Annotated in this window: 15 protein-coding genes and 1 pseudogene; 15 read left to right on the forward strand and 1 reads right to left on the reverse strand. The window is 69.8% G+C overall.

Features of this window, described 5'->3' with window-relative positions; all coding sequences use genetic code 11:
• Positions 1–45: 45 nt before the first annotated feature.
• From ACRRRO_RS09065 to ACRRRO_RS09125, 13 genes and pseudogenes are all read left to right on the forward strand, one after another.
• The gene (locus ACRRRO_RS09065; protein ID WP_434081413.1) at positions 46–2,289 is read left to right on the forward strand and encodes an MMPL family transporter; all 2,244 of its coding nucleotides are present in this window, start codon (positions 46–48) and stop codon (positions 2,287–2,289) included.
• Positions 2,286–2,540: a hypothetical protein gene (locus ACRRRO_RS09070; protein WP_424795365.1), complete on the forward strand. Its 255-nt coding sequence runs from the start codon at positions 2,286–2,288 to the stop codon at positions 2,538–2,540. Before ACRRRO_RS09065 ends, ACRRRO_RS09070 begins: the two co-directional genes overlap by 4 nt.
• Positions 2,488–3,072 carry a tryptophan-rich sensory protein gene (locus tag ACRRRO_RS09075; protein WP_424795364.1) on the forward strand — a complete coding sequence of 195 codons (585 nt, stop codon included), beginning with the start codon at positions 2,488–2,490 and terminating at the stop codon, positions 3,070–3,072. The genes ACRRRO_RS09070 and ACRRRO_RS09075 overlap by 53 nt, the downstream gene beginning before the upstream one ends.
• Positions 3,069–3,206: a hypothetical protein gene (locus ACRRRO_RS09080; protein WP_434081414.1), complete on the forward strand. Its 138-nt coding sequence runs from the start codon at positions 3,069–3,071 to the stop codon at positions 3,204–3,206. The genes ACRRRO_RS09075 and ACRRRO_RS09080 overlap by 4 nt, the downstream gene beginning before the upstream one ends.
• On the forward strand, positions 3,184–4,266 hold the full coding sequence (locus ACRRRO_RS09085) for a polyprenyl synthetase family protein (protein ID WP_434081415.1): 1,083 nt from the start codon (positions 3,184–3,186) through the stop codon (positions 4,264–4,266). Before ACRRRO_RS09080 ends, ACRRRO_RS09085 begins: the two co-directional genes overlap by 23 nt.
• Complete coding sequence (locus ACRRRO_RS09090; RefSeq protein WP_424795362.1) at positions 4,266–5,135, forward strand: phytoene/squalene synthase family protein; 870 nt, start codon at positions 4,266–4,268, stop codon at positions 5,133–5,135. The genes ACRRRO_RS09085 and ACRRRO_RS09090 overlap by 1 nt, the downstream gene beginning before the upstream one ends.
• The gene (crtI, locus tag ACRRRO_RS09095) at positions 5,132–6,739 is read left to right on the forward strand and encodes a phytoene desaturase family protein (RefSeq protein ID WP_434081416.1); all 1,608 of its coding nucleotides are present in this window, start codon (positions 5,132–5,134) and stop codon (positions 6,737–6,739) included. Before ACRRRO_RS09090 ends, crtI begins: the two co-directional genes overlap by 4 nt.
• Entirely contained in the window at positions 6,736–7,062 is a 327-nt protein-coding gene (locus ACRRRO_RS09100; RefSeq protein WP_424786914.1) for a lycopene cyclase domain-containing protein, read from the forward strand. The genes crtI and ACRRRO_RS09100 overlap by 4 nt, the downstream gene beginning before the upstream one ends.
• Positions 7,059–7,400 (forward strand): lycopene cyclase domain-containing protein, encoded by a 342-nt coding sequence (locus tag ACRRRO_RS09105; protein ID WP_424795360.1) that lies wholly within the window; start codon positions 7,059–7,061, stop codon positions 7,398–7,400. The genes ACRRRO_RS09100 and ACRRRO_RS09105 overlap by 4 nt, the downstream gene beginning before the upstream one ends.
• Positions 7,397–8,278 carry a prenyltransferase gene (locus tag ACRRRO_RS09110; protein WP_434081417.1) on the forward strand — a complete coding sequence of 294 codons (882 nt, stop codon included), beginning with the start codon at positions 7,397–7,399 and terminating at the stop codon, positions 8,276–8,278. Before ACRRRO_RS09105 ends, ACRRRO_RS09110 begins: the two co-directional genes overlap by 4 nt.
• A gap of 79 nt (positions 8,279–8,357) precedes the next feature.
• Complete coding sequence (locus ACRRRO_RS09115; RefSeq protein ID WP_434081418.1) at positions 8,358–8,924, forward strand: hypothetical protein; 567 nt, start codon at positions 8,358–8,360, stop codon at positions 8,922–8,924.
• The gene (locus ACRRRO_RS09120; protein WP_424795357.1) at positions 8,921–9,721 is read left to right on the forward strand and encodes a glycosyltransferase family 2 protein; all 801 of its coding nucleotides are present in this window, start codon (positions 8,921–8,923) and stop codon (positions 9,719–9,721) included. Before ACRRRO_RS09115 ends, ACRRRO_RS09120 begins: the two co-directional genes overlap by 4 nt.
• Positions 9,722–9,815: 94 nt before the next feature.
• Positions 9,816–10,435, forward strand: a pseudogene (locus tag ACRRRO_RS09125) (DNA alkylation repair protein).
• Between the two features lie 38 nt (positions 10,436–10,473).
• Here ACRRRO_RS09125 and ACRRRO_RS09130 read toward each other — a convergent pair.
• Positions 10,474–11,097 (reverse strand): TetR/AcrR family transcriptional regulator, encoded by a 624-nt coding sequence (locus ACRRRO_RS09130; protein ID WP_424795355.1) that lies wholly within the window; start codon positions 11,095–11,097, stop codon positions 10,474–10,476.
• Positions 11,098–11,277: 180 nt separating this feature from the next.
• Between ACRRRO_RS09130 and ACRRRO_RS09135 the strand changes: the two genes are divergently transcribed.
• Together ACRRRO_RS09135 and ACRRRO_RS09140 are read left to right on the forward strand one after the other, a co-directional pair.
• Positions 11,278–12,153, forward strand: a complete 876-nt coding sequence (locus ACRRRO_RS09135; protein WP_434081419.1) for a zinc-binding dehydrogenase — start codon at positions 11,278–11,280, stop codon at positions 12,151–12,153.
• Positions 12,150–13,400 carry an NAD(P)H-binding protein gene (locus tag ACRRRO_RS09140; protein ID WP_434081420.1) on the forward strand — a complete coding sequence of 417 codons (1,251 nt, stop codon included), beginning with the start codon at positions 12,150–12,152 and terminating at the stop codon, positions 13,398–13,400. Before ACRRRO_RS09135 ends, ACRRRO_RS09140 begins: the two co-directional genes overlap by 4 nt.
• Positions 13,401–13,502 lie beyond the last annotated feature (102 nt).

Below are 13,502 nucleotides of genomic sequence, written 5' to 3' on the forward strand. Positions count from 1 at the left end.
CGCCATGACTTGCACGGTACCTGTCCAGGAACGATATTACTAAGCATGCTTAGTAATCGAACGGGGAGTGCCCGGCATCGGGGCAAAAGTACCCGCTCAGCGGTGCTGCGCGCACTCACTCTCGTCGTCGTCCTCGGCGCCTGGCTCGCCATCGGCGCCTTTGGCGGCATAGCCCAGGGCAACCTGTCCCAGGTCCAGGAGAACGACCAGGCCTCCTTCCTGCCGGAGTCCGCGGAGTCCACCCGCGCCGGCGAACTCGCTACCGAGTTCATCGACAACGAGACCCTCCCGGCGCTGCTCGTAGCGATCCCGGACGACGGCGGCGGCGAGATCACCGAGGAGCAGATGGCCGCCGCCCAGGAACTGGCGGAGGCGATCCCGGAGCGGGAACTGCCCGGCGGGGCGGCCCTGGGTGACTACGTGGATGGACAGGTCGTCGTGGTGCCCGCCGAGGACGGCGAGGCGCTGCTGTTGCCGGTCCCGATCGCCGAGGACGAGGCCGACGAACTGTTCTCCGGCTCCGGGGACCGGGTCAGTGAGGTCGTGGTGCAGGAATTGCGCACCATGGCAGCCGAGACCCTGCCGGACGAAGGCCTGCAGGCCTGGGTGACCGGCCCAGCGGGTTTCGTGGTCGACCTTGTGGGTGCCTTCGCCGGGATCGACGGCGTGTTGCTGGTGGTGGCCCTCGTGGTGGTATTCATCATCCTGGTGCTGGTCTACCGCTCTCCGATCCTTCCCTTCGCCGTGCTGATCACCTCGGTGTTCGCGCTGGCCGGGTCGGCGCTGGTGGTCAAGCCACTGGCCGAGTCCGGCCTGCTGGTGCTGAACGGGCAGAGTCAGGGCATTCTGGCGATCCTGGTGATCGGGGCGGCCACCGACTACGCACTGCTGGTGGTGGCCCGGTACCGGGAGGAACTGACCCGCAATGCCGAGCCGGCAGCGGCGATGCGCATCGCGTGGAAGGCTTCGGTACCCCCGATCGTGGCCAGCGCCGGCACCGTGATCGCCGGGTTGTTGTGTCTGCTGCTGTCCGACCTGAGTTCCAACGCCAGCCTCGGCCCGGTGGGCGCGATCGGGATCGCCGCGGCCATGCTCGGCGCGCTGACCCTGCTGCCGGCCATCCTGCTGATCGGTGGGCGTCGCTCCCGTGGCATCTTCTGGCCGAAGACCCCCGCGTTCACCCCCGACGCCCTGGCCGCCGTGGACAGAGGTGCAGGGCTGTGGGGCCGGGTGGCGGCACTGGTGTCCCGCCGCCCGCGCGTGATCTGGGCCGGCACCGCCGTGGTGCTGCTCGGTCTCGCCGCGTTCCTGCCCACGTTGCAGGCCGAGGGCACCGGGGAGGCGGACGTGTTCCTCGAGGACGTCGAGTCCGTCACCGGCGAGCAGGTGCTGGCCGAGCACTTCGACGCCGGTCAGGTCGATCCCGTTCTCGTCCTCGTCGAACAGGACAACGCCGAGGACGTGCTGGAGCAGGTGCGCTCGGTGGAAGGCATCGGTGAAGCCGACGTCCTCACCGACGACGACGGCGACGCGGTGGTGGTGGACGGCCTGGTCCGGATCGAGGCGTCCACGACCGCTACCGCGGAGAGCCAGGAAGCCACCAAGGTGGCGGGCCAGGTGCGCAGCGAGGTGCAGCAGGTCGACGAAAGCGCACTCGTGGGAGGGGCGGCCGCGGAACGGCTGGACACCCAGGAGACCGCGTCGCAGGACATCCGCACCATCGTGCCGCTGGTACTGGCTGTGATCTTCGTGATGCTGGTGATGCTGCTGCGTTCGATCGTGGCACCGCTGCTGATCCTGGCCGCGAACGTGCTCTCCTTTGCCGCCACGATGGGTCTCGCCGCGATCTTCTTCAACCACGTCTTCGACTTCCCCGGAGCGGATGCGTCGGTGCCCCTGTACGGGTTCATCTTCCTGGTCGCCCTGAGCATCGACTACTCGATCTTCCTGATGACCCGGGTGCGGGAGGAGTCCCTGACCCACGGCACCAGGGCCGGGGTCCGCCGCGGGCTGACGATGACCGGCGGGGTGATCACCTCCGCCGGCGTGGTGCTCGCGGCCACCTTCAGCGCCCTGGTGGTGATCCCGTTGTTGTTCCTGGTCCAGTTGGCCTTCATCGTCGCGGTGGGTGTCCTGATCGATACGTTCATCGTGCGCAGCCTGTTGGTTTCAGGCATTGTGTATGACGTCGGTCGCGCCACCTGGTGGCCGTGGGGATCCCGGATTCCCCGCGATGAGGCACGGGAGCGCTCGGAGAGGAAGCCGGCCCTGCAGGGGAGTAGCGGATGAGTCGTACCGCCCACGGATCTTCGGCCCATCTGGTGCGCCGGATCGGCGTCACCGTCAGTTACGTGATCTGCCTGGTGGGGTCGATGATCGGGGTCGGAGTCTTCGGTGGCACACCGATCTCCGAGGCTGCCGGCGGGCTGCTGTCCGACCGACGCCACCCATCTGGCACCGGCCTCACCGGCCTTCTCGGTGTGGACGTTGATCTACATCGCGCTGGGCGCCTACACGCTGTGGCAGTGGTGGGACAGTAGCGATCCGCGTGGGATCGGCTGGTGGGTTGCGCTCTCGTTGCTGCTGAACGCGGCCTGGATCCTGTCCGTCCAGGCAGACCTGATCTGGGTCAGCGTTGTGGTGATCGCGGTCCTGTTGGTGGTGCTGGCCCGGACCTACGCCAAACTGCTCAGCGCCCGCCCGAGGAGCACGGTGGAGGCCGTGGTGGCCGACGGAACCGTGGGTCTCTACCTGGGCTGGGTGAGCGTGGCCACCTGCGCCAACATCGCGGCCGCGCTCGCGGGTGCCGGATTCACCGGGGGCGGCTACCCCGAGGTGTGGGCGGTGGCGGTCCTGGTGGTGGTGGCCGCCATCGGGGTGGTTCTCGCCGTGGTCGGCCGGGGCCGGCTCGCGGTGGCGGCGACGTTGACCTGGGGACTGGCCTGGATCGCTGTTGCTCGCACGGACGAGCCCTACTCCATGGGCGTTGCGGTGGTAGCCGGTGTGGCCGCCGCCGTGGTGGCCCTGAGCACTCTCGGACTGAGGCTGCGGGCGGAACGGGCACCGACATGACCGCCTCGGTGCCGGCCACCGACGTGGACGCCCAGACCGGAGCCGGGTCCGGCCCTGCGGGTGAGCCCGGCGCCGGTCTCCGTCCGGCCGGCGCGCAGAACGACTGCGCCGATGACCAAGGGCACCGGCGCTGATGCCCACACCGCCTGCACCGCGGACGACGGCGATGTCGCCGCGGCCGCGGCGGCCGCGGGATCGGCGACCAAGACCGCTTTGGCCCGGTTCTTCGATGCCGGGGCGCGACACGCCGCCGGGCCGGATCACCAGCAGTTGTGGTCCGCGCTGGCCGACGTGGCCTCCGGTGGGAAGGGGTTACGACCAGCCCTGTTCCACAGTGTCTATCTGGCCCTGGGCGGCGACGATGAACGCGCCGCCGCCGAGGTCGGCGCTGCCCTGGAGTTGCTGCATAGCGCCCTGGTGATCCACGACGACGTCATCGACGGGGACACCGTGCGGCGCGGTCGGCCGAACGTGACGGGGATCTTCGCCGACGACTCCAGGGCGCGTGGGTATGACCATGACCGGGCTACCCATTATGGCGAGACCGCCGCCATCCTCGCCGGCGATCTCGCACTCACCGGGGCGGTCCGGGTGCTGGCGCTCTGCGGAGCATCCCAGCCGACCGTGGCGCGGATGCTGGACCTGCTCGACCGCGCCCTGCACCTGAGTGCTGCCGGTGAACTGACCGACGTGCGGTTGAGTATGGACGCCGATGCCGAGATCGCCGACGCGGTCGACATGGAGTATCAGAAGACGGCGGTGTACTCCTTCGAACTGCCCCTGCAGTTGGCATCCGTCCTCGCCGGGGTCGAAGAGTATGAGCCGCCCTTGGTGGAGTTCGGGCGTCTGCTCGGGGTGACGTACCAGTTGCACGATGACCTCGATGGCATGTTCGGGGACGAGGCCACCATCGGCAAGAGCGTCCTGACGGATCTGCGCGGGGGCAAGTGCACTCCCCTGATCGCCCATGCCCGGACCACCACCTTCTGGCCGAGGATCCGGCCATACCTGGGGTCAGCGTCCCCCGACGCCGCCGCCCAGGTGCGCGCCCTGCTGGAGCAGTCCGGGTCGCGGGCCTACGTGGAGGAGCTGGCGCAGAACCTGGCGGCCGAAGCCCGTGCGCGAGTGGCCGATCTGCCGATCGGCCCGTTGCTGCAGGGCTGGGTGCGCCTGATCACCGAGCGAGCCGCGTAATGGCTCGGACCCGTTCGCACGCCGCCGCTACCGGCACCTACGACGTGGTGGCCAGTCGCAGCGCTGCGGTGCTGATCCAGTCCTATTCCACCTCGTTCGGGTGGGCCTGCCGGATGCTGCCTCAGCCTGACCGTGAGCATGTGCGCAACATCTACGCCCTGGTGCGGCTCGCCGACGAGATCGTCGATGACCCCGACCCCGACTGGCCCGGTCCTGATCGCCGCGTACTCCTGGACGCACTGGAGGCCGAGACCCGGCGGGCGTGCGGCGGTCCCCGGAGCGCTAACCTGGTCGTGCACGCGTTCGCCCGCACGGCACGGCGGTACGGCATCGGGCCCGAACTGATCACCCCGTTCTTCGCCTCCATGCGCACTGATCTGACCACCAGCGAGCACGATGAGACCAGTTTCGCCGAGTATGTGCACGGATCGGCCGAGGTGGTGGGGTTGATGTGCCTGCGGGTGTTCACCGCCGGGGATGAGGAAGCCTACGCGCGGCTGTCCCCCGGGGCCATCCGCCTCGGCGCGGCATTCCAGAAGGTGAACTTCCTGCGGGACCTGGCCCAGGACCACAGCGACCTGGGCCGCACCTACTTCCCCGGACTGGACCCGGCCGCCTTCGACGACAGCCACCGGGATGAGTTGCTCGACGAGATCGATGCCGACCTGCGCGCGGCCGATGCGGCCCTGCGTCAGTTGCCTGCCGGCAGCAGGCGCGCGGTCCGGGCCGCCCACTCCCTGTTCGCCGAGTTGTCCGGGCGTCTGCGCAGCACCCCGGCCGCGCGGTTGCGCAGCGTCCGGGTGCGCGTCCCCGATCCGGTCAAGGCGCGCCTCGTAGCCCGCGCGGTGCTCAGTGGAGGGCGGCGATGACCGATGCGCTGCCGGCCCCCACCCCACCCACGCCGGATGTGCGGGGCCGCAGCGCCGTCGTCGTCGGTGGTGGTATCGCAGGCCTGGCCACCGCGGCCCTGCTGGCGCGGGACGGGTTCCGGGTGGACCTGCTGGAACAACAGGATCAGGTGGGTGGCCGGGCAGGCAGTTGGCAGGCCGACGGGTTCCGGTTCGACACCGGACCGTCCTGGCTCCTGATGCCGGAGGTGTTCGAGCGCTTCTTCTCCCGGATGGGCACCTCGATGGGTTCGCGGCTGGATGTGGTGCCCCTGGACCCGGCCTACCGGGTGTTCTTCGAGGGACATGAGCAGCAGGTCGACATCGTCGCCGACGTGGACCGGAATGTGGCGACCTTCGAGGCGATCGAGGCCGGTTCCGGCACCCGGTTGCGCGACTATCTGCGCTCGGCTCAACACACCTATCAGATGGCGTTGGCGCACTTCCTCTACACCAGCTTCACGTCCCGGACCGACCTGCTCAGGGGTGCGGTGCTGAAGCAGGCACACCGGCTCGCGCCGCTGCTGCTGCGGTCCCTGCAGAGCCACATCGCCAGCAGGTTCCAGGACCGGCGGCTGCGCCAGATCCTGGGTTACCCGGCGGTGTTCCTGGGTTCCTCCCCGGACCGGACGCCGAGTATGTACCACCTGATGAGCGCCCTGGACCTGACCGGAGGGGTGCGGTATCCCCAGGGTGGGTTCACCGAACTCATCCGGGTGATCGAGGACCTGGCGCACGAGCAGGGCGCCCGGGTGCACACCGGAGCCACCGTCACCGCCATCAGCACCGAGGCACTGCCCGGTCGCCGGCGCCGCGCACGTGCGACCGGGGTGACCTACCGGAACCGCGAGGGCCGCACCCGGCACCATCGTGCGGACGTGGTGGTGGCCGCCACCGACCTGCACCACGTCGAGCACGCACTGCTCCCGGCGCACCTGCGCGACCACTCGCAGCGGTGGTGGCGTCGTCATGATCCCGGGCCCGGTGGCGTGCTGGTCTACCTCGGGGTGCGCGGCCGGCTGCCGCAACTGACCCACCACACGCTGCTGCTGTTCACCGCGGACTGGGCGCGGAACTTCCGCGACATCCGTACCGGCCGGGTGCCCAGCCCGGCGTCGGCCTACGTGTGCACCCCCTCCCGTACCGACCCCTCGGTGGCACCGCCCGATGGCGAGAACATCTTCATCCTGGTCCCGGTGCCGGCCGACCCGGGCATCGGCCGCGGCGGCCTGGACGGGCAGGGCGACCCGCCGGTGGAGCGGATCGCCGACGAGGCCATCGCCATGCTCGCCGACCACACTGGCATCGCGGACCTGGCCGCGCGCATCGTGGTGCGGCGCACCGCGGGGCCGGGGGACTTCGCCGAGGATCTGAACGCGTGGCGAGGGAGCATGCTCGGTCCGGCCCATACTCTGGGCCAGAGCGCGTTCTTCCGGGCCTCGAACGCCTCGACCCGGGTGCGCGGGCTCTACCTGGCGGGCGCGGGTACCGTTCCCGGGATCGGGCTGCCGATGTGTCTGATCAGCGCCGAGACCGTGGCCGAGCGGATCGCCGGCGAGATGCCGGCTCGCGGGATGGTGCGATGATCGCACTGGCCTACCTGGCCGCCCTGCTCGGGGTGATCGGCTGCATGGCGCTCCTGGACCACCGCTTCCGGCTGGTTTTCTGGGCCGATGCTCGCCGCGGACTGCTCACCCTGGGCATCGGCGCTGGTGTCTTCCTGATCTGGGATGTGGTGGCCATTGCCGCCGGGTTCTACCACAAGGGTGACAGCCCGGCGATGACCGGCATCCTGCTGGCCCCCGAACTGCCTCTGGAGGAACTCTTCTTCATCGTGTTCCTGTGCTACCTCACGCTCGTGGTGCACGCCTTGATCACCCTGGTGCTCCGGCGGCAGGAGCAGCCGTGACCTATCCCGTTCTGGCGATCGCGGTCATGCTGTTGTCCGCGCTCACGGCACTCGTGGCCGGGCGCCGTCGTGGTGGTCGGTGGTGGGCGGCGACGGCGCTGACCGCGGTGGTCCTGATCGCGTTGACCATCGTGTTCGACTCGCTGATGATCTATGCGGACCTGTTCCGCTACGACGAGGCCCACCTGATCGGTGTCTATGTGCTGCTCGCGCCGGTGGAGGACCTGGCGTGGCCGGTCGTCGCCGCACTGCTGCTGCCGGCGGTGTGGTCCCTGCTCGGACCTCGCCGCCGGACCGCACGACCGTCGAACGCGGCGCAGCAGGAGGAGGAGTCGTGACCGTGGCCGGCAGACCCGGCGCCCTGGCCCAGCTCCTCGGTTCCTCCCGCCCGTTGAGTTGGATCAATACCGCCTACCCCTTCGGAGCCGCGTACCTGCTGGCCGGCGGTGGAGTCGATGTGGCGTTCGTGGTGGGCGCGCTGTACTTCCTGATCCCGTACAACCTGGCCATGTACGGCATCAACGACGTGTTCGACTACGAGTCGGATCTGCGCAACCCCCGCAAGGGCGGCGTCGAGGGGGTGGTGCTGGACCGCCGGTGGCACCGCCTGACCATCGGGGCCGCACTGGTGACGAACGTGCCGTTCCTGATCGCGCTGCTGCTGATGGGCACCCTCGCCTCCGCCGCGGTGCTGGCGGTGAGCGTGTTCGCGGTGGTGGCCTACTCGGCGCCACCGATGCGCTCCAAGGAACGCCCGGTGCTGGACTCGATGACCTCCAGCACCCACTTCGTGTCCCCGGCGGTCTTCGGCCTGGTGCTCGCCGGGGGTGACCCGACCAGGACCGCGCTGATAGCGCTGGCGGCGTTCTTCGTCTGGGGCGTGGCCTCCCAGGCCTTCGGGGCGGTGCAGGACGTCACCGCCGACCGGCAGGCGGGGATCGCCTCGATCGCCACCTGGCTGGGTGCCGCGCGCACGGTACGGCTGGCGATGGCGTTGTACGCCGTCAGCGGGTTGTTGCTGCTGGGCGCCGGCTGGCCGGCGATGCTGGCCGGTCTGCTCGCGCTGCCCTACCTGGCGAGCATCGCGCCGTTCCGGTCGCTGCCCGACCAACAGTGCGAGACCGCCAATGCCGGCTGGCGACGATTCCTGGGCCTGAACCTGGTGACCGGGTTCCTGCTCACCCAGTTGCTGATCTGGATCGGGTGGGGTGGCTGAGGTGCCCATCGGACGATCTGCGTCACGTGCCGCGTCGCGGGCCCCGGCCGGGGACCCCGCGACCCGCAAGCCGACGGGAGTGCGGCTGTTGACGGTCCCGGGCAGTCCCACCGGCCGGATAGCCGTTCACCTGGTCGCGGTGCTCGGTGTGGCCGGCCTGCTCGTCGCCACCCGCTACGACTGGGTCGGTGTGGCGGTGTTCGCACTGGTGCTGGGCGGCATGACGGCGATGCGGGTGCTGCAGTTGCCCGCGCCGCTGCAGGTAGCCGCGGCGCTGGCGGCGCAGGGGGCCGCGTGGGCGAGCGTGCTGCACCTGTACGAGCGGATCTGGTGGTTGGACATCCTCGTGCACCTGGTCCTCAACGGGCTGCTCGCCGGCGCCGCGGGGCTGGCGCTGCACCGTGCCCGGATGACGTCCTCGAAGCAGCACCGGCGGGGTCGGTGGGGGCTGGTGATCACCACCACCGGAGTGGGTGCGGTCATGGCGGTGGTGTGGGAGATCGCGGAATGGTTCGGGCACGTCTACGTCGACCAGCGGGTGCAGATCGAGCCGGGAGACACCGTGGGTGATCTGGCCGCGGCGCTCCTGGGCTCGGCTATCGCCGGGATCGCCCTGGCCGGGCGCCGAACGGAGAACGAGGGATGAACCGGCTCCGAACCGTCAGCGTGGTGATCCCCGCGCGTAACGACGCACCCGCCCTGGCCCGGTGCCTGCGGGCGCTGGACCGGCAGAGCATGCCACCGCTGGAGGTCGTGGTGGTCGACAACGCATCCGAGGACCGAACCGCCGAGGTCGCCAGGCAGTACGGGGCCCGGGTGGTGACCGAGCGGCGCGTCGGCATTCCGCAGGCTGCCAGTGCCGGGTACGACGCGGCCCGCGGGGAGATCCTGGCCCGGCTGGACGCCGATTCGATCCCCGGGCCGAGGTGGGTGGAGCAGGTGAGCGCACTGATGTCCGGTACGCGCTGGGACGCGGTCACCGGAGTGGGCCGGTTCTACGAACTGCCCCGGAGCGGTCGGGTGGTGGCCGGGCTCTACCTGGGCGCCTACTACCTGTTGTGCCACGCCGCTCTGGGGCACCGCCCGCTATGGGGCTCGAACATGGCCCTGCACAGCAGTACCTGGCGGCAGGTGCGGGACCGCGTCCATGACGACGACGCCGAGGTGCACGATGATCTCGACCTCGCCTTCGCCCTGGGTCCGGAGCGGACGATCCGCTTGGACCGGTCCCTGGTGATAGGGGTGTCGGCCCGGGCGTTGCGCGGCCGGGCACAGATGCGGCGCCGCTTCGCCCGCGCCTTCCGGACCCTCTCGGTGAACTGGGCCATCGCGCCCCCCTGGCAGCGCTGGGCACGCAGGATCACCCATGTTCTCGGGCCGGGGCGCGGCCGGCCGCTGGCCCCGCACCCCACGGCGCAGCGCGGGCAGGGATTCCATGACTGAGCAGGGGCCGGCCCGCACCGACCTGGTTGTGGCAGTGCGGGCGCAGTTGGCCCGCGCCGCCGACCCCGCGCGGGCCGTCGCTCAGCAGCGGTACATGAAGTCGGCGCTGCCGTTCCACGGGGTGGCGATGGCTCAGGTACGCCGGATCGTGCGCGACCTCGCCGGCGCGCACCCGATCACCACCGACGCACAGTGGGAGGCCACCGTGCGGGCGCTGTGGGACGGGGCCACCCACCGGGAAGAGCGCTACGCGGCCACCGCCCTGGCCCGCCAGCCCCGCTACCGGGCCTTCCGCACCACGGCGACGCTGCCGCTGCTGCGGCACATGATCGGCACCGGAGCCTGGTGGGATCACGTCGACGAGATCGCCTCCCACCTGCTCGGGGAGGTGCTGCAACGCGAACCGCATGTGGTGGCCCCGGTACTGCGGGACTGGGCGGATGACGACGACATGTGGGTGCGTAGGTCGGCAACCTGGCGCAGTTGCGCGCCAAGGCCGCCACCGACACCGACCTGCTTTCACACTGCCTGGAGGCGAACCTGACCGGGTCCCGGCACGGCGGGGAGTTCTTCGTCCGTAAAGCGGTGGGCTGGGCCCTGCGTGAGTACGCCAAGACCGACGCCGCCTGGGTGCAGGCGTTCCTTGCCGAGCATCGCGACCGGCTCAGTCCACTGAGCGTGCGGGAGGCGAGTAAGCACCTGGCCCGTACCTGAAAGCACACGGGCGCGCCGTGGCCCCCTGGCGAGTCGACTCAGGACTGTTCGTGCCAGGGTGCCTCGAGTTCGGCAGCATCCGGGGCCGGGCCGGTCAACGCAGGTGCCTCGGTGAGCGCCAGGGCCTGCAGCGCGAGGTCGACGTAGCGTTGCCGCAGGGTCGTGGTGCGCTCGGCATCGGCGGCGCCGAGCGCCGCGATCTGCGTCGCGATCAGGGTGAGGTCGGCACCGGTGACGTCAGATCTGACCCGGCCCGTTGCGATAGCGCGGTCGACGAGCTCCTGCATCGCCAGGTTCCCCCGGTGCGCGAGTTCGTAGAGGTCCTCGGGCGGGGTGAAGGTGCCCAGCAGGCTCCCCATTCGCAGGGTGCCGGAGTTCGCGTACCAGGTCAGGAAGGCAGCCAGCCCGCTCCAGGGGTCCGGATCTGCCAGGGCCGAGCGCACCTGATCGGTGATGGACTGCAGTCCTTGCCGGGCCACCGCCACGAGTAACGCCTCTTTGGCGGGGTAGCGCCGATAAAGCGTCGCCTGACCGACGCCGGCCCTTTGCGCGACGGCCGACATCGGGGCAGCGGGGTCACGGCTGAACACGTCCAGTGCGGCCTCGAGCACGAGGATGTCGTTGCGACGCGCTTCGGCCTGGCGTCCGCGGCGGGGAACCATGGGGCAACACTAACGGACAATTCTAGTCCGGTGTGTGTTACCTTAAAGCGGACAAAGTCAGTCCGATACAAGTCCCAGGAGTGATAGCCCTATGCGCCGTGCGTGCACGTGACCGCTTTCGGAGGTCCGGAAGTCCTAGAAGTCCGTGAGTCCCCGCGACCGACACCGGGACCCGGCGAGGTGGTCATCGAGGTCGAAGCAGCGGAGATCCTCTTCCTCGACACCCAATTGCGAAGTGGCTGGGGACGAGACTTCTTCACGGTTGAACCGCCGTTCATCCCGGGCGTGGGGATCGCGGGCACCGTCACCGAGACCGGGGACGGGGTGAAGGACAACTGGAGAGGCGCCCGGGTGGTGACCAGTACCTCGGCCGTGGGCTCGTACCGGGGCGGCGGCTACGCCGAGTTCGCTGCAGCGAGTATCGACCGCGCCCTGCGGATCCCCGCCGGAATCGATTCCGCTGAAGCCTTGGCCGTCCTGAACGACGGTGCCATGGGCGTCAGCAGGGTTGACCGCTCCGGAATGTCGCCGGGTGATAGGGCGTTGATCACGGCCGCCAGTGGGGGAATTGGCATCTGGCTGGTGCCGTTGCTGACCGCCGCCGGCGTCGACGTCACCGCGGCCGCCCGCGGCCGGCAGAAGGTCGACCTCGCCCGCGAGCGAGGGGCGACCGCAGCCGTCGACTACGGCCAGCCGGGTTGGGCCGATGGGATCGGTCAGGTCGATGTCGTCTTCGACGGCGCCGGCGGGCCCCTGGGCGAGCAGGCGGCGAGCCTGCTGCGACGGGGCGGGCGATTCTTCTCCTACGGTGCAGCGTCCGGCGACATGGCCGATATCGAGGCACTCGCTGCCGAGCGCGACCTCCGGGTGATCGGCCTGGACGAGGAGTTCACGGACGAGGACGCACACCGCTATGCCGGAGAAGCGCTGCATCATCTGGCCGCAGGATCGGTCCGCCCGGTCCTCGGGCAGAAGCGGCCCCTCGAGCGGGCCGCCGAAGCCCATGCGGCGATCGAGGCACGTCGCGTCGTCGGGAAGTCGGTGCTGATCCCATGAGCCGGCGCGACAGCATTCCTCCGCAAACCGTTCTCGTCGTCGGTGCCACCGGCCGCACGGGACGGCACGTCGTCGACGGGCTGCTCGCAGCCGACGTGGCCGTACGAGCATTGGTCCGGCACCCCCTGACCGCGGGGCTCCCCGCCGAGGTGGCCATGATCGAGGGGACGTTGCAGGACGCCGGCGCTGTCCGGGAGGCGGCACGTGGAGCCCACGCCGCCTTCCTCATCTGGACCGGCGACGACTCGACTGTGATACCACCTGTGATCGACGCGCTGACCGAGAGTGTGCGGCACGTCGTCTACCTGTCGGCCGCGAACCTGCACCACGATGGCGGTGTGGGAAGTGCGGTCCAGCCCGGGGTCTACGCCGAGGTCGAACGTGCACTCGAGCGCTCGCCGAGCACGTGGACCTTCTTGCGTGCCGGCGGGTTCGCCGCCAACACCCTGGAGTGGGCCGAGCAGATCCGGACTGGCGACACCGTGCGCGTGGTCCACCCCGACGCAGGGCGGTCCATCGTGGACCAGCGTGATCTGGCTGAGGCCGCAGTCAAGGCAAGGCTGCTGCTGGATCCGTCACTGGCCGGTCGAGCCTTCTCCCTCACCGGCCCGCAGACCATGACCCAGCGCGAGCAGATCGCCGTGATCGGCGACGTCATCGGGCGCGATCTGAGTGTGGAGCACCGCGACCCGGACGAAGCACGTGAGGAGTACGCGGCGGTGCTGGGCGCCGATTTCGCCGACCAGGCACTCGGGTACTGGAGGACACTGGTGGATCGTCCCGAACCGGTCACCACCGGCATCGAGGAGATCCTGGGACGGGCGGCTCGGCCCTTCCAGGATTGGGTGCGCCTGCACCGCGTCGACTTCGAACGACTCACCACGCACGAGGTGGGACACCGGTACGCCGAGGCGTTCCGTACCGGCAGACTCGAGGATGCCGGCAGGCTGCTGGCCGAGGACGTCGTCCGTGTCGCGCCCTTGGAGGACGGTGGCGTCGAACGTGAGGTACGGGGCCTGCCGGCGATCGCGGAGAACGCCCAACGCCAGGTCGTCGAGGGTGCGGACATGGAATCGGTTCAGGTGGACGACCCCCTGGTGGGGGGCGACCGTTTCGCGATTCGCTTCACGTTTGGCATGAGAGATCGCCAGACGGGTGAACGGTTCCGCATCGTCAAGATGTCCGTTTGCGCCGTAGCCAGCAGCAGGATCGTGCGCGAGGAGGTCTTCTACTACCTGAATCCTTAGCACGGACGGCGCCGCGACTGCTGTCCCCGAGGACGTCAGTCACATGGAAAGGTCAGAGCGTGGATCTATGGAACTCGGCCGAACGAGTGGCAAGCAATTACG

It is taken from the genome of Sanguibacter sp. Z1732, from assembly GCF_051020515.1.
Lineage (GTDB): Bacteria > Actinomycetota > Actinomycetes > Actinomycetales > Beutenbergiaceae > CALKWS01.